The following is a 14,096-nucleotide window of genomic DNA, read 5'->3' on the forward strand; positions in this document are numbered from 1 at the left end:
CGGGTCGTGGCGCGGGCGGACGCCCCGGGGGAGCGCGATCTTCGGCCGCGTCTGACGGTCAAGCGGTGCAGTGCCGGGTGATCTTTCGGGCAGACCGCCGGACGGCGCCCTCGTCCCGCTGAGCGGTCTCCACGGGCTCCGCGCACTCATCCGCGCACAAAAACCGTTGGCATTGCGACGAACGGAGGACTCCGTTCGGGTGAGCCATTACTGCTGGGTAGGGAGGTCGGCGCCCACCGCGTGGCGATCACGGCGTAGGGTCCGCCGAATGGGGTTCGAGCGTGAGCGACGACGCTGGCGGGTCCGGCTGCACGACGAACTCGGCCGGGTGTGCGGAGCGGGTACGGTTCTCGACGAGTACCACGTTCTCACGAGCGCGCACGTCGTCGAAACGGCCGGGGGGCCACGCTCCTCGCTGAGCGTCGACTTCGTCGGCCTGGCCGAGGCGATGCCCGGCACGGCAGGCGTCGTCGAAGGCTGCTGGGTGCCCTCCGACGGCGGTGGCCGCGGCGATCTCGCCGTGCTGCGGCTCGACCGTCCCGAATCCCGCGTCTTCCGCGCGCCGCTGCACCGCATGCCGCTGGGTGAGCACCAGCTGGTGCGCGCCTTCGGCTTCCCGCCGGGCTCGGTCGGCCGCTGGACGCACGCCCGGCTCGGCGGCCCCGAGCACCCCGGCGGTCCCGGCGGCGAGTGGGTGCGGCTGTTCCGCACCGCCGAAGCCGAACCGCTCGGCCCCGGCTTCGGTGGCACGGCCGTGCTCGACGAGGCGACCGGGCACGTCGTCGGCGTGGTCGTCGGCAAGGACACCGGCACCTGGATGATCCCCGTCGAGACGATGCTCGGGCACCTGCCGCAGCTGAGCATCTGGTCCTCGGGCAGCCCGGCGGTCGACGCCAGCTTCTCGCGCCCGGTCGGCGAAGCCGTCGACGTCTCCTTCGTGCAGCGCGTCGCCGACTGGTTCGCCAAGGCCGAGCCCGGCACGGTCTGGGTCGTCGACACCGGCGAGGCCGGTTCGCCGGTCGCCGCGGCGCTGCGGTTCGGGATCGTCCTCGCCGACCGCGAACGCTCCCTCGGCGTGGCCGGCCTGCCGCCCGCGCTCGGCGAGATGCCGCCGGCGGGCAGCGTCGACCTCGCCGTCGACGCCACCGGCCGCACCGCCGACGCCGTCCGCCACCGGATCGCCGACCGGCTCACGACCGGGGTCGCGGGCCGCACCCTCGTCGTCGACGCGATCGACGACTCCGCCGAACCCGACCGGCTCGTCGGCGAGGTGCTGGCCCCGCTCGCCGGCCGCGCGGCCGAGCTCGGCATCCGCCTGCTGCTCGGCTTCCGGGACGAGTCTTCGCCCGGGGCCGTGGCGGTGCGGGCGAGCACGGTCGGCGCCCGCCCGGCCCCGGACGACCTCGCGGGCCGGCTCGACGTGCTGACCCAGTCGGTCGAGGAGCTCGCCGAGATCGAGGCGTACCAGCTGCGCGTGGCGACGCGGTTCACCGGCGTCGCGATGCTGCCGGCCCGGGCGCAGCGGCTGCGCGGCGCGCTGAAGCAGCTGCGCTCGGCCGAGGTCGACGGCGACGCGGAGTGGGTCGAGAAGCACATCGACGGCCACGAGCACGCGGTCGCCCCGGCGGTCGAGGACGGCCGCCGCCAGCGCGCGGTCCTCGACGGCCTGGTCGCCCGCCGCGAAGAGTTGCGAGCGCGCCTGGCCGCCGACAACGAACTCGCGCGCGAGCACGGCCTGGCGCGCGACCCGGAGCTGGAGCAGGCGTACGTACCGGCGAAGAGGCTGCTGATCGACGGCCCCTGCGAGCTGACGGCGGCGGCCACAGCAGTCGACACCTACGCGGCGGCGGTCCGGGCCCGCATCGAAGACCGCGGCTGACCGAGAGCCGCGGCTTTCGGGCGCGGAACTGTCGGTGCCGGCCGGTAAAGTAGAGAACGGGGGGCGCCCCGCGGGCTGGTCCACGAGCTGCGCGGGCCGCCTCGGCCGAGCGCCCCATCCACCGCGTTCGGCGCCGGATTGTCGGTGTCGAGCGGTAGCGTGGAAACCGGGGGGCCCCGCGAGCGGCGCCGGACTGGTGCAGCAACGGTCGTCTGAACCGGCCAAGTCCGGCGACCGTCCTCAGCGGCGGCCGAGCCCCCGGATCAGCACCATCACCGCTTCCCGCACCTCCGCCCGCGTCCGCTGCGGGCCGAACACCTGCCAGTCCAGCGCCACCACCAGCATCGTGCCGAACAGACCGGCCGCCGCCGTCGGGATCTCGACGCCGTCCGGGAGGCGGCCGGCTGCCTCCAGCCGGGACAGCTGGCCCTTCACGATCGAGATGATCTCCTCGCGCAGCAGGGAAAGCGTGCCGTGCCACTGGCCCGGCGTCCGCCACAGCTCGCTCACCAGGATCTGCGAAAACCCCGGGTAGCTCGCGATGAACTCCAGCGTCGTGTCGACCTGCGCCTCGATCACGTCCAGCGGATCAGCGTCGGACACGGCCGAGCGCAGTCGCCCGGCCAGCATGTCGACGCCGTAGCGCAGCAGGCCGTCGACCAGGCCGTCCTTCGAACCGAAGTTGTAGTAGACCGTGCCCTTCGCGACGCCTGCCTCGGCGGCGATGTCGTCGACCGTCAACCCCACCAGGCCCCGGCTCTTCGACAGGCGCAGGGTGGCCTCGAAGAGCTTCTGCTTCGTCCCGCCGCTCACAGGCTCAACTCGGGCTTGAGCGCGGACACCGTCCAAACGCGACGGTTGCGCGCGGCCAGGGTGGACACCAGGATCCCGCCGACGAGGTACGCCAGCAGCACGCCGATGTCACCCAGGATCTGCACGGTGGCGCCGCTGTAGAACAGGTGGCGGAAGCCGTCGATCGCGTAGCCCATCGGCAGCACGACGTGCAGCGGGTACAGCGCGTCCGGGATGGTCTGCCACGGGAACGTCCCACCCGCGCTGACCAGCTGCAGCACCAGCAGCACGAGCCCGAGGAACTTCCCGACCGCGCCGAAGAACGCGTTGAGCGCGTGCACCACCGACGTGAACGTCAGCGACACCAGCACGGCGAACCCGATCGCGCCCAGCGGGTGCGCGATGTGGATGCCGACCAGCCACGTCACCGCGCCGAACAGGACGATCACCTGCGCGACGCCGAGCAGCGCCGAGGACAGCCAGCCGCCGACGGCGACCCGGAGCGGCGCCGCGCCCGCGGTCAGCGCGCGGGTCGAGAGCGGCCGCAGGATCAGGAAGAGCACGAACGCGCCGATCCACGTGGCCAGCGAGATGAAGAACGGCGCGAGCCCGGCGCCGTACGTCCCCGCCGACGCCTCGCCGTTGGCGTTGACCGCCACCGGGTCGGCAATGGTGTTGGCCGTTGCGTTGCGGGTCGGGTCGTCCGGGTTCGGGATTTCCTTGAGCCCGGCCGAAAGCCCGTCACGCAGCTTCACCGCGCCGTCGGCGAGCTGGTTCGTGCCGGTGACGGCCGTCTTCTCGCCGTCGTTGAGCTGCGAAGCACCGTCGCGCAGCTGGTTCGCACCGTCGGACGCCTGCGCGATGCCGCTCGTCAGCTGCGGGGACGCGGCGGCGAGCTTGGCCGCGCCGTCGGAGACCTGCCGGGCGCCGTCGGCGAGCTTCGCGAGGTCGCCGTTGGCCTGCTGGATCTTGCCGTTCGCCTGGTCGACCGGGGAGCGCAGCTGGTCGGCCTTCGCGAGGATCGCCTGGACTTCGCTCTCCGGCACGCCCGCGTTGCGCAGGTCGGTCTGGAGCTGGCTGCGGTAGGCATCGAGCTTGCCCTGGATGTCGGACGACGCCGTCGCGGCCAGGGACGCCGCGTCGGCGACCTTCTGGTCCCCGGCGGCGACCTGCGAAGCGCCGTTGGCGAGCTGCTGGGTCTGCGAGGGCAGGGAAGCGGTGCTGCTCTTGAGCGTGCCCAGGCCGGTCGCGAGCGTCGACGAGCCGTCCGCGAGCTTGGCCGCGCCGTCGGCCAGCTGCTGCTGACCGGACTTCAGCTGTGAAGCGCCGTCGGCGAGCTGTGCCGCGCCGGTCGAGGCCTCCTGGATCTTGCCGTAGATCGTGGAGAAGCCGACCAGGAACCGGTCCGCGGCCTCGCTGCCGACCTTCTCCGCGATCGTCTTGCGGACCTGCTCGGCCACCTGCTTCGCGATGGTGCCGGACAGGTAGTTGTTGGCGTCGTTGGTGGTCAGCGTGATGGTCGCCTGCTGCGGCTGGAAGTTGCCGACCGAGAGCAGCGCGGCGGAGAAGCCGCTGGGGATGCCGATCGCGAACGAGTACTTGTCGTCGCGGACGCCGTCGCGCGCCTCCTGCTCGGACACCTCGTGCCACTGGAAGGTGCCGGACTTGACGAGCTCGTCGGTCACCTCGCGGCCGACGTTGCGCTGCTGGCCGCTCGAGTCCTTCGCGCCGGTGTCGCTGGTGAAGACGGCGGCGGGCAGCTTGTCGAGGCGGCCGTAAGGGTCGTAGTTCGCGTAGAGGTAGAAGGACGCGTAGAGCAGCGGCACCAGCACGAGCGCGACCAGCGCCAGCTTGGGCATCGTGCCGGTGGAGAGGCGGCGCAGCTCGTTGCGCGCGATCCGGAGGACGTTCATGCGGGGTCTCCGTCGGTGCTCGGGGAGAGCTCTTCGGTGGGTTCGGGGACGGGAGCGCAGTGCTGCGGCGCCGGCTGCCCGGTCTCGCCGATGCGCGCGGGCGGGAACGGCAGCGCGGACTCGGGGGTGGTGGCGGCCAGCACGACGACGGCGAACCCGCGCTCGGCGTGCGCGCGGGCCACGTCCGCCCAGATGCCGACCTGGCTGGTGTGCCGGTCCGGCGTGTCGAGCACGAGCACGCGCACGCCGCGGCGGGCGGCGGCGAGCTCGGTGAGCAGCCGGATGCGCAGCGCGGGCTCGAGGTTCTCGAAGCGGGTGTCCGCGAACGGGGCGACGTCGTGCTCCGCCAGCCAGCGCGCGACGTCGTCCTTGCGCGCGGGCCGGTGTGCGAGGGCGAGCTCCTCGCCGACGACGACCCGCAGCTGGACGTTTTCGTCGGGGTCGCTCACGCCGGGGGCGTCGACGACCGCGACGAGCTCGGGCAGCCCGGCGTCCACGCCCTCGGCGTGCACCGTGCCGGTGGTCGGCTTCAGCCGCCCGGCCAGCGCGAGGCCGAACGCGGTGACGCCGACGCCGGGTTCGCCGTGCACGATCGCCAGATCGCCCTCGCCGACGGTCAGCGAGGTGGGCGGTAACAAGGTGCCGTGGTGCCCTTCGAGGGACACGCGATCGGCTCGGACCTGCACGGTGGACTCCAGCGTTTTGAACTGACCGGTCAGTTCAAAAGCTAGTCCCCGGAGCGGGGCGCGGCAAGATCACCGGACGCACGTCACACCCGTGGGTGACTTTCGCATCCCGCTCGCCGCGGCGCCGCGCGGCGAACCCGGGCGGGGGAGGACCGCTCAGCGGAGCGCCGAGGCCGGCCGCACTTCCCAGGTCGTCCACAGTGGACGGTAACCCTGCCGGTGCCAGAACACCGAGGCCAGCGGGTTGGTCGGGTTGTAGTAGAGGTACGTGCGGGTCGCCCCGCCCCGGTGCAGCTCCTGGTGCACCCGGGTCATCAGCGCCCGGCCGAGGCCGCCGCCGCGGTGCCCGGGCGCGGTGACGACGTTGTTCACGTAGCCCCAGCGGCCCGGCGGGAGCAGCTCGGCCGCCGCGCTCCCCGGGGCCGCGTCGATCCACGCGCAGTGCGCCAGCGCGCGGATCTCGCCGTCCGCCTCGGCCAGCCACACCGCCGGTTCGTCCTCGGCCAGCGCGTCCCGCAGCGCGGGGGCGAGCAGCTCGGCCGTGTCGGGCCGGCGGGCCGCCGCCACCAGGCCGGTGTAGTCGAACGTCGCGGCGGCCAGCTCCAGCGCCGCCGCGAAGTCGTCCGGCCCGGCGCGGCGGATGGCGGCGCCGGGCGCCCCCTCGGCCGGGGGAGCGGTCCGGACGCCGACCGCGGCGAGCGGGACGAGACCGTGGTCGAGGAAGGCGCGGATCGCCTCGGCGTCGCGGCTGGGCCAGACGACGACGCACGACGAGTCGTCGCCGGTCGCCTCCGCCTCCAGCACGCCCTTGAGCGCGCGGAGCAGGAGATCCACGCCCTCGGTGCCGGTGGCGCCGAAGTACGGGAAGAGCTGCCAGACCTCGGCCGCCTCCCACAGCGTCGCGACGTCGCCGGGGCCGGACCGGTGCCGCTGGAGGACGCCGGCGACGCGGGTGCCGTCCGCGGTCGCGGCGTCCAGCCGCCGCCCCTCCGCCGGCGGCGCGGCGGGCGGCATCAGCGCGTCGACCGCCGCGAAGCGCGCGCGGTGGGCGGCGAGCAGCGGCTCGGCGATCTCCATGAAGCCCCCTGGTGCGTCGGTCAGGACCAGGCGGGCCGCCGGATCCACATCGTCCACAGTGGACGATAGCCCTGCCGGTGCCAGAACACCGGCGAAAGCGGGTTCGCCGGGTGGTAGAAGAGGAACGTACCGCGCATGTCCGGCCGGAGCAGCTCGCGGTGGGCCACCGCCATCAGGGCCCGGCCCACGCCGCCCCCACGCGCCGCGGGCGCGACCGACAGCGTGTCGACGTACCCCCAGGGGCCCGGGTGCAGCCGGCCGTGGATGCTGTCGCCCGGCGCGGGCAAGGTCGGCGCGCACGCGGCCATGCCCACCGGCACGCCGTCGTCCTCCGCGAGCCAGACCAGGCCGCTGAAGCGCAGCGACCGGACGACCTCCGCGCGCAGCAGCGCCCGCGCGCCCGCCCTTGGCACCGCCGTGCCGACCAGCGACGTGTAGCGCCATTCCGCCACGCGCAGGTCGGTGAGGGTCTCGACGTCGCCTTCGCCGGCGCGGCGGACCGTCACCCGCGCCGGCCCCGCGTCCGCGGGCGGCCCGGGGGCCCGGACCGCCAGGCACGTCATCGGCGCGAAGCCGTGGGCCAGCAGGACCGCGGACGCCTCGGCGTCGCGGCTCGGCCAGGTCACCGTGCAGCCCGAGTCCGGCTCGGGCCGCGTGCCGCGCAGCCGGTCGCGCCAGGCACCCAGCAGCGCGGCGAGGCCGGCCGCGCCGCTGTCGCCCGGCACCGCGGTCAGGTCCCGGATCTCGAGCGGTCCCCACAGCGCGGGCCACGACCCGGGCGCGTGCACGACGTGCGTCAGCAGGCCGCCAGCGCGGAGGCCGCCGGTGGCCACCACCAGTGGCTCGCTCGCCGCGGGCGGGGCCGCGATCGGGGGCAGCAGCGGGTCGAGCGCGGCGAACCGCGCGTTCTGCTGCGCTTCCAGGGGGTTCACGAGCGGTGCGTGCGGAAGATCGCGGTGCCCGGGAACAGCCGGCCGCGCAGCGGGCTCCACTGGCCCCAGACCCGCGTGTGCCCCGCGGGCCACTCGGGCTCGACCAGGTCGGTGAGGGTGAACCCGGCCGCGGCCAGCGCGCGCACGTAGTCGCCGAGGGTGTGGTGGTACTCGACGTAGGTCGCGGTGCCCGCGTCGTCGACCTCGACGTACGGCGTCCGGTCGAAGTAGGGCTGGGTGACCGTCAGCCCCTGCGGGCCGGGGTCGTCCGGGAAGATCCACCGCATCGGGTGAGTCACCGAGAACACCCACGGCGCGCCCGGCCGCAGCACCCGGTGCACCTCGGCGAAGACCGCGTCCACCGACGCCACGAACGGGATCGCGCCGAAGGCCGAGCAGGCCGCGTCGAAGCTGCCCGACGCCAACGGCAGGTACTCGGCGTTCGCCTGGACGAGGGGGACGTCGGCGCCGGTGCGCGCGTTGCCCTCGCGGGCGTGGCGCAGCATGCCGGCGGACAGGTCGGTCGCCACCGGGTGCGCGCCCTGCGCGGCCAGCCAGCGCGAGCAGGCGGCCTGGCCGCAGCCGACCTCCAGCACGCGCTTCCCGCGGACGTCGCCGAGCAGCCGCGCGTCCGCCTCCCGCACGCCCTCCGGGCACCAGACGAAGTCCGCGTCGCCGAGGAAGCCGCCGTGCTCGGCCTGGTAGTCGTCGGCGTCGGCGTCCCACCAGGCGAGGTTCGCGGCGGCGGCCTCCGCGCCCTCGACCTCGCGGTAGGCGACGGCCGCGGTGCCCAGGTGGTGCTCCGCCGCGTCGTGGCGTCCCGGCGCGAGCGGCTCCTCCGGTGGCATGATGGTGGTCTCCGGTCCCTGAGTCCTGGTGCTGCGGTTTGCTTCCGCGAGGACCTTAGCGACCGTGGGGGACCCTGATTGTGCCGCCTAGCGGCCGCCGCGTAGGATGAGTGTTAGCGCAGTGGGTTCGCGCTGCCTTCCGCTCAGCTTCTTGGTCGGGCTCGGGTCGCGCACCGTTATGCGGGTCATGCCGCGGTCGTTCACTGGTGGACGTTTGCTCGCAGGGTCGTCGCATGCACCCATTCGCGCCGACAACTGCCAACCCTCGATTCCATCCACCGGAGCAACCCGCCTAATGACCACCGACACCGCCACCGCCCCGACCGCCCCCACCGGGCCCCAGCAGGTCGCCATCAACGACATCGGGTCGGAGGAAGACTTCCTCGCGGCGATCGACAAGACGATCAAGTACTTCAACGATGGCGACATCGTCGAAGGCACGATCGTCAAGGTCGACCGCGACGAGGTCCTGCTCGACATCGGCTACAAGACCGAGGGTGTCATCCCCTCGCGTGAGCTCTCCATCAAGCACGATGTCGACCCGGCTGAGGTTGTCACCGTCGGCGATGAGGTCGAAGCCCTCGTTCTCCAGAAGGAGGACAAGGAAGGCCGTCTGATCCTGTCCAAGAAGCGCGCGCAGTACGAGCGCGCCTGGGGCACGATCGAGGAGCTCAAGGAGAAGGACGAGCCCGTCAAGGGCACCGTCATCGAGGTCGTCAAGGGCGGCCTCATCCTGGACATCGGCCTGCGCGGCTTCCTCCCCGCGTCCCTGGTCGAGATGCGCCGCGTCCGCGACCTGCAGCCGTACGTCGGCCGCGAGCTCGAGGCGAAGATCATCGAGCTGGACAAGAACCGCAACAACGTGGTCCTGTCCCGCCGCGCCTACCTGGAGCAGACCCAGTCCGAGGTGCGCAGCGAGTTCCTCAACGCGCTCGCCAAGGGCCAGGTCCGCAAGGGTGTCGTGTCGTCCATCGTCAACTTCGGTGCCTTCGTGGACCTGGGTGGCGTCGACGGCCTGGTGCACGTCTCCGAGCTGTCCTGGAAGCACATCGACCACCCGTCCGAGGTCGTCGAGGTCGGCCAGGAGGTCACGGTCGAGGTGCTGGACGTCGACATGGACCGCGAGCGCGTCTCGCTGTCGCTGAAGGCGACCCAGGAAGACCCGTGGCGCCAGTTCGCCCGCACCCACGCGATCGGCCAGATCGTGCCGGGCAAGGTCACCAAGCTGGTTCCGTTCGGTGCGTTCGTGCGCGTCGAAGAGGGCATCGAGGGCCTGGTCCACATCTCCGAGCTGGCCGAGCGCCACGTGGAGATCCCGGAGCAGGTCGTCCAGGTCAACGGCGACGTCATGGTCAAGGTCATCGACATCGACCTCGAGCGCCGTCGCATCTCGCTGTCGCTGAAGCAGGCGAACGAGGGTGTCACGCCGGACACCGAGTTCGACCCGGCCCAGTACGGCATGGCCGCCGAGTACGACGCCGAGGGCAACTACATCTACCCCGAAGGCTTCGACCCGGACACCCAGGAGTGGCAGGAAGGCTTCGACAAGCAGCGTGAGGAGTGGGAGCGCCAGTACGCCGAGGCGCACACTCGTTACGAGGCCCACATGAAGCAGGTCCAGAAGGCCGTCGAGGCCGACGCCGAGGCCGCCGCGGACGCCGCGACCGGCATCGAGGGTGGCGCGGAAAGCTACACCTCGGGCTCGGCCCCGGCCGACACGAAGAGCAGCGGTGGCACTCTCGCCTCCGACGAGCAGCTCGCGGCGCTCCGCGAGAAGCTCTCCGGCGGTGCGTGAGCACTAGCTCTCTGAGCTGACAGCGAACCCCCGGTCCCTCGCGGACCGGGGGTTCGCTGCGTTCACGGCTCCGGGGTCCCGAACAGGATCCGGCCGCAGGTCAGCCACCGCAGCTGCCCGAAGTCCGGGTCGCCGACGCGGCCGTCCTGGTACACCGGGCGCAGCGCCGGCCAGGCCGGTGCCGGGATCTTTCAGCGGCGCCGACCGGCCGGCCGTCGCCCGCGGGGCCGGTCAGCGGTTGCGCAGGTCGAGGCCGGCCATCATCGCGGCGATCCCGCGGCGGTACATCTGCTCGTTCGCCTCTTCGGTCGGCGGGATGAACCAGTCCGGCAGCGGTGTCCGCGAAGCCAGCATGAGCTCCGCCCCGACCAGGCCGTGCATCGCCGTCCACAGCTGGTACGCAGCGGCGCGGGCGTCCGCTCCCGGTGGGCACACCCGCGCGACCCGGGCGATGAACAGCGCGAACGTGGTCCGCACGACCGCCGACCGCAGCGCCGGGTCCGGGTCGAACCCCGGCACCGGGCGCTCGAACATCAGCGCGTAGCGGACCGGGCTCTCGAGGGCGAAGAGCCGGTACTCGAGCGCCAGGTGCAGCAGGTCCGCGACCCCGTCGGCGCTCGACGGCGGCAGGCCTTCCAGCAGCTCCCGAAGCGAGTCGAACGTGCGCTCGTACAGCGCGTCGAGCAGGCCCGCGCGGCCGCCGAAGCGGGCGTACACCGAGAGCGTCGACGCGCCGGCCGCCTCGGCCACCCCGCGCACGGTCAGCGCCGAGACACCGCGGTCGAACAGCACCGACAGCGCCGCGTCCAGGAAGCGCTCGCGGTTGCCCTGCTCGGCGGGACGCATCGACAGGTGCCTGGTGGCCACGGCGCACCCCCTTCGCCCACGACGACGTCCGGGTGACCCACCCGCAGCAGAAGATACGATATCCCGGCCGTCTTGGGAATGCGCCGGATGTCCGGATGTGCGGCGTTCGTGCCAGGCTGCGTGCATGGACTTCGTCACCACGATCTTGGACGCACCCTGAGAGGACTGAGCGGATGGAGCACCCCGAGCCGGGCACGGTCGTCGTCACCGCGAGCGGCGACGGCACCTACACGCAGCGGGTCACGACGGCGACCCACGAGCTGCTCGCCGACGAACCGGTCGCGGTCGGGAGTGCCGACGCCGGCCCGAACCCGTACGAGCTGCTGCTCGCGTCGCTGGGTTCGTGCACGGCGATCACGCTGCGGATGTACGCGGAACGCAAGGCCATCCCGCTGACCCGGGCGACGATCCGGCTGCGCCACGACCGCATCCACGCCGAAGACTGCGCCAAGTGCGAAACGGAGCGCGGCATGCTCAGCCGGATCACGCGCGAGATCGAGCTGGACGGCGACCTCGACGACGACCAGCGGGCGCAGCTCATGCTGATCGCCGACAGGTGCCCGGTGCACCGGACGCTGTCCTCGGAGATCGCGATCGACACGCGCGAGGTCGGCCGTTGAGGTAGACGGCCGACTCGGCTGCGCCGGGGTGGTGGCCGTCGGGCTGCGGCGGCGCGGTGGCCGGAGGGGCGCCGTGATGCGCGGGGCGACGGTTCGGCGACGCCGGGAGCGGTGACTGTCAGGCCGCGGCGGCGTGGGCGGTGACCGGTCGCACCGTCGCGGTGCCCACGGCCGGGACCCAGATGCGCTCGAGCGCCGCCGCGCGGGCCCTGCGGCGCAGGCCGGCGAAGCTGTGCTTGGCGGGGACCAGCAGGGCGCTCAGCCAGGTCCGGCGGTAGTCCGCCAGCGCGTGGGCCACGGTGCGGTGAAGAACGCAGTGGACCAGCCCCGGCGTGCCGAGCCGGTGCCTCCCGACGTGCTTGCTGTCCGCCATCGTTCCTCCGTGTGGGCGACCTTGTCGCGCGCACGGTACGCACTCGGCCCGGTCAAGGTGAGTAAGCAACGCGGCGTGTCCGGATATCGGTTGAGTCACGCGTCACGATCGCCTTGCGGATCACCCGTTCGTATGTACCGGTTACGCGAAGAGGGGCTCGGGCCGTCGTCGTCGGCTTCACGGTCCCTCCCCGGACCGGACGGGCCGGTGACTAGGGTGATCGGCATGCTGCGTGTGGGGTTGACGGGTGGGATCGGGGCCGGCAAGTCGACGGTGGCGAACCGGCTCGCCGAGCACGGCGCCGTCCTGGTCGACTCCGACCGGATCGCCCGCGAGGTGGTCGAGCCCGGTACCGAGGGGCTGGCCCGGCTCGTCGAGGAGTTCGGCGAGGAGATCCTGGCCGCCGACGGGTCGCTCGACCGGCCCGCGCTCGCCGCGAAGGCGTTCGCCGACGACGAGTCGCGGCGCCGGCTGAACGCGATCGTGCACCCGCTGGTCGGCGCCCGCACCGGCGAGCTGATGGCCGCCGCCGCGGCGGACGCCGTCATCGTCCACGACATTCCGCTGCTGGTCGAGAACGGCCTCGCGACGGCGTACCACCTGGTCGTGGTGGTTGACGCGCCCGTCGAGGTGCGGGTCCGGCGGCTGGTGACGGCGCGCGGCATGGCCGAGGAGGACGCGCGGGCGCGGATCCGGGCGCAGGCGAGCGACGAGCAGCGCCGCGCCGTCGCGGATGTCTGGCTGGACAACGGCGGCGCCGAAGACGCCGTGCTCGCCGACGTCGACGCGCTGTGGGCCGACCGGCTGGTGCCATTCGAGGCGAACGTCCGCCTGCGCAAGCCGCGGCCGCCGATGTCCCCGAAGATCGCCGGCTACGACCTCACCTGGCCGGCGCAGGCCGAGCGGGTGCTCGCCCGGGTCCGCGCCGTGGCCGGGCAGCTGGCTCGCCGGGCCGACCACATCGGCTCGACCGCCGTCCCCGGCCTGCCCGCCAAGGACGTCCTCGACCTGCAGCTCACGGTGTCCACTTTGGACGATGCGGACGCGCTGCGGGAGTTGCTGTCCGACGCCGGGTTCCCGCGGCTGGAAGGCGACTGGTGCGACGACGCCCAGGACGGCACCGGGACGTGGCCGAAGCGCCTGCACGTCGGCGCCGACCCGAAGCGCCCGGTCAACCTGCACGTCCGGTCCGAGGAGACGCCCGCGTGGCGCCTCGCGCTGTTGTTCCGCGACTACCTGCGCGCGAACCCGGGCGAGCGCGACGACTACCGCGACGTGAAGCTGCGGCTGGCCGACGCGCACGCCGCGGACGGCACCGTCGCGGCTTACGCGGACGAGAAGCAGGAGTTCGTCAACGGCGTGTTCGCCCGCGCGGAGAAGTGGGCCGCGACCACCGGCTGGACGCCCTAGGAACCGAGCAGCCCGCGTTCGAACGCGACCGCGACGGCCGCCGCGCGGTCCTTCACGCCGAGCTTCGCGTAGACGTGGATCAGGTGCGTCTTGACCGTCGCTTCGCTGATGAAGAGCTTCTTCGCGGCTTCCTTGTTCGTGGAGCCGCGGGCGACGAGGGTGAGCACCTCGAGTTCGCGCTGGGACAGCGTTTCCCGCACCGGCGCGCGCATCCGGCCCAGCAGCCGGCTGGCGACGGCGGGGGAGAGCACCGCCTCGCCGCGGGCCGCGGCCTCCACGGCGCGGAAGAGGTCCTCGCGCGGGGCGTCCTTGAGCAGGTAGCCCGTCGCGCCGGCCTCGACGGCGGGCAGGACGTCGGAGTCCGTGTCGTAGGTCGTGAGCACCAGGACCCGCGCCGGGTTGCCCAGCCGGGCCAGCTCGGTGATCGCCGTGACGCCGTCGGTGCCCGGCATCCGCAGGTCCATCAGCACGACGTCGGGGCGCAGCCGTTCGGCGAGCGCGACGGCCTCGGCGCCGTTCGCCGCCTCGCCGACGACCTCGAAGCCGCGGCCGGTGAAGATGCCGCGCAGCCCGTCGCGGACGATCGGGTGGTCGTCGGCGATGAGCACGGTGATCGTCATGCGGAGGCCTCCGGCGGGGACGGGACGGCGGGCAGGGTGGCCGAGATCGCGGTGCCGCCGCCGGGTTCGGACTCGACGTGGAGCGTACCGGCCAGCCGCCGGACGCGGCGGCGCATGCCGGGGCCGGGTCCCGGGGTGAAGCCGCGGCCGTCGTCGCGGACGTCCAGGGTCACCTCGTCGTCCATGGAGGACAGCGTGAGGCCGACCCGGGACGCCGTCGCGTGCTTGTCCACATTGGACAGCGCTGCCTGGGTGACCCGAGCGGTCCGCGCCGACTCCGGCGG

General features: G+C 73.2%; 13 protein-coding genes and 1 pseudogene. 4 read left to right on the forward strand and 10 right to left on the reverse strand.

Annotation, left to right across the window (positions count from 1 at the left end; all coding sequences use genetic code 11):
* The first annotated feature begins 268 nt into the window (after positions 1-268).
* Complete coding sequence (locus tag OG738_RS27350) at positions 269-1,879, forward strand: trypsin-like peptidase domain-containing protein (protein ID WP_329045125.1); 1,611 nt, start codon at positions 269-271, stop codon at positions 1,877-1,879.
* 240 nt (positions 1,880-2,119) lie between these two features.
* Here the strand turns inward: OG738_RS27350 and OG738_RS27355 are convergent, their stop codons facing one another.
* The 6 genes from OG738_RS27355 to OG738_RS27380 all read right to left on the reverse strand — a co-directional run bounded on the left by OG738_RS27355 (position 2,120) and on the right by OG738_RS27380 (position 8,127).
* On the reverse strand, positions 2,120-2,692 hold the full coding sequence (locus OG738_RS27355) for a TetR/AcrR family transcriptional regulator (RefSeq protein WP_329045127.1): 573 nt from the start codon (positions 2,690-2,692) through the stop codon (positions 2,120-2,122).
* Positions 2,689-4,584: a YhgE/Pip domain-containing protein gene (locus tag OG738_RS27360; RefSeq protein WP_329045128.1), complete on the reverse strand. Its 1,896-nt coding sequence runs from the start codon at positions 4,582-4,584 to the stop codon at positions 2,689-2,691. The genes OG738_RS27355 and OG738_RS27360 overlap by 4 nt, the downstream gene beginning before the upstream one ends.
* Positions 4,581-5,270 (reverse strand): ABC transporter ATP-binding protein, encoded by a 690-nt coding sequence (locus OG738_RS27365; RefSeq protein WP_329045130.1) that lies wholly within the window; start codon positions 5,268-5,270, stop codon positions 4,581-4,583. The genes OG738_RS27360 and OG738_RS27365 overlap by 4 nt, the downstream gene beginning before the upstream one ends.
* A gap of 156 nt (positions 5,271-5,426) precedes the next feature.
* The gene (locus OG738_RS27370) at positions 5,427-6,347 is read right to left on the reverse strand and encodes a GNAT family N-acetyltransferase (protein WP_329056852.1); all 921 of its coding nucleotides are present in this window, start codon (positions 6,345-6,347) and stop codon (positions 5,427-5,429) included.
* A 20-nt stretch (positions 6,348-6,367) separates the two neighbouring features.
* Entirely contained in the window at positions 6,368-7,279 is a 912-nt protein-coding gene (locus OG738_RS27375; RefSeq protein WP_329045132.1) for a GNAT family N-acetyltransferase, read from the reverse strand.
* Positions 7,276-8,127 carry a class I SAM-dependent methyltransferase gene (locus OG738_RS27380; protein ID WP_329045134.1) on the reverse strand — a complete coding sequence of 284 codons (852 nt, stop codon included), beginning with the start codon at positions 8,125-8,127 and terminating at the stop codon, positions 7,276-7,278. Before OG738_RS27380 ends, OG738_RS27375 begins: the two co-directional genes overlap by 4 nt.
* Before the next feature lie 295 nt (positions 8,128-8,422).
* Between OG738_RS27380 and rpsA the strand changes: the two genes are divergently transcribed.
* Entirely contained in the window at positions 8,423-9,922 is a 1,500-nt protein-coding gene (gene rpsA / locus OG738_RS27385) for a 30S ribosomal protein S1 (protein ID WP_329045136.1), read from the forward strand.
* Between the two features lie 231 nt (positions 9,923-10,153).
* On the opposite strand, the gene OG738_RS27390 is transcribed toward rpsA, so the two are convergent.
* On the reverse strand, positions 10,154-10,768 hold the full coding sequence (locus tag OG738_RS27390) for a TetR/AcrR family transcriptional regulator (protein ID WP_329056853.1): 615 nt from the start codon (positions 10,766-10,768) through the stop codon (positions 10,154-10,156).
* A 194-nt stretch (positions 10,769-10,962) separates the two neighbouring features.
* On the opposite strand from OG738_RS27390, the gene OG738_RS27395 reads away from it, so the two are divergent.
* Positions 10,963-11,409: an OsmC family protein gene (locus OG738_RS27395; RefSeq protein ID WP_329045138.1), complete on the forward strand. Its 447-nt coding sequence runs from the start codon at positions 10,963-10,965 to the stop codon at positions 11,407-11,409.
* Positions 11,410-11,527: 118 nt separating this feature from the next.
* Here the strand turns inward: OG738_RS27395 and OG738_RS27400 are convergent, their stop codons facing one another.
* A complete protein-coding gene (locus OG738_RS27400; RefSeq protein WP_329045140.1) occupies positions 11,528-11,782 on the reverse strand; it encodes a hypothetical protein in 255 nt (84 codons plus the stop codon).
* A 225-nt stretch (positions 11,783-12,007) separates the two neighbouring features.
* Between OG738_RS27400 and coaE the strand changes: the two genes are divergently transcribed.
* Entirely contained in the window at positions 12,008-13,192 is a 1,185-nt protein-coding gene (gene coaE, locus OG738_RS27405) for a dephospho-CoA kinase (protein ID WP_329045142.1), read from the forward strand.
* On the opposite strand, the gene OG738_RS27410 is transcribed toward coaE, so the two are convergent.
* On the reverse strand, positions 13,189-13,812 hold the full coding sequence (locus tag OG738_RS27410; RefSeq protein WP_329045144.1) for a response regulator transcription factor: 624 nt from the start codon (positions 13,810-13,812) through the stop codon (positions 13,189-13,191). The two genes, coaE and OG738_RS27410, sit on opposite strands and share 4 nt — an antisense overlap.
* Positions 13,809-14,096, reverse strand: a pseudogene (locus tag OG738_RS27415) (ATP-binding protein); the annotation flags it as partial. The gene OG738_RS27410 and the pseudogene OG738_RS27415, both read right to left, overlap by 4 nt.

This window comes from Amycolatopsis sp. NBC_01488, assembly GCF_036227105.1.
Lineage (GTDB): Bacteria > Actinomycetota > Actinomycetes > Mycobacteriales > Pseudonocardiaceae > Amycolatopsis.

What these genes read in the sequence shown, in the direction of transcription:
- OG738_RS27350 (WP_329045125.1), top strand. Translation starts at nt 269, where the DNA reads ATGGGGTTCGAGCGTGAGCGACGACGCTGGCGGGTCCGGCTGCACGAC.
- OG738_RS27360 (WP_329045128.1), bottom strand. Translation starts at nt 4,584, where the DNA reads ATGAACGTCCTCCGGATCGCGCGCAACGAGCTGCGCCGCCTCTCCACC.
- OG738_RS27370 (WP_329056852.1), bottom strand. Translation starts at nt 6,347, where the DNA reads ATGGAGATCGCCGAGCCGCTGCTCGCCGCCCACCGCGCGCGCTTCGCG.
- OG738_RS27380 (WP_329045134.1), bottom strand. Translation starts at nt 8,127, where the DNA reads ATGCCACCGGAGGAGCCGCTCGCGCCGGGACGCCACGACGCGGCGGAG.
- rpsA (WP_329045136.1), top strand. Translation starts at nt 8,423, where the DNA reads ATGACCACCGACACCGCCACCGCCCCGACCGCCCCCACCGGGCCCCAG.
- OG738_RS27390 (WP_329056853.1), bottom strand. Translation starts at nt 10,768, where the DNA reads ATGCGTCCCGCCGAGCAGGGCAACCGCGAGCGCTTCCTGGACGCGGCG.
- OG738_RS27395 (WP_329045138.1), top strand. Translation starts at nt 10,963, where the DNA reads ATGGAGCACCCCGAGCCGGGCACGGTCGTCGTCACCGCGAGCGGCGAC.
- OG738_RS27400 (WP_329045140.1), bottom strand. Translation starts at nt 11,782, where the DNA reads ATGGCGGACAGCAAGCACGTCGGGAGGCACCGGCTCGGCACGCCGGGG.
- coaE (WP_329045142.1), top strand. Translation starts at nt 12,008, where the DNA reads ATGCTGCGTGTGGGGTTGACGGGTGGGATCGGGGCCGGCAAGTCGACG.
- OG738_RS27410 (WP_329045144.1), bottom strand. Translation starts at nt 13,812, where the DNA reads ATGACGATCACCGTGCTCATCGCCGACGACCACCCGATCGTCCGCGAC.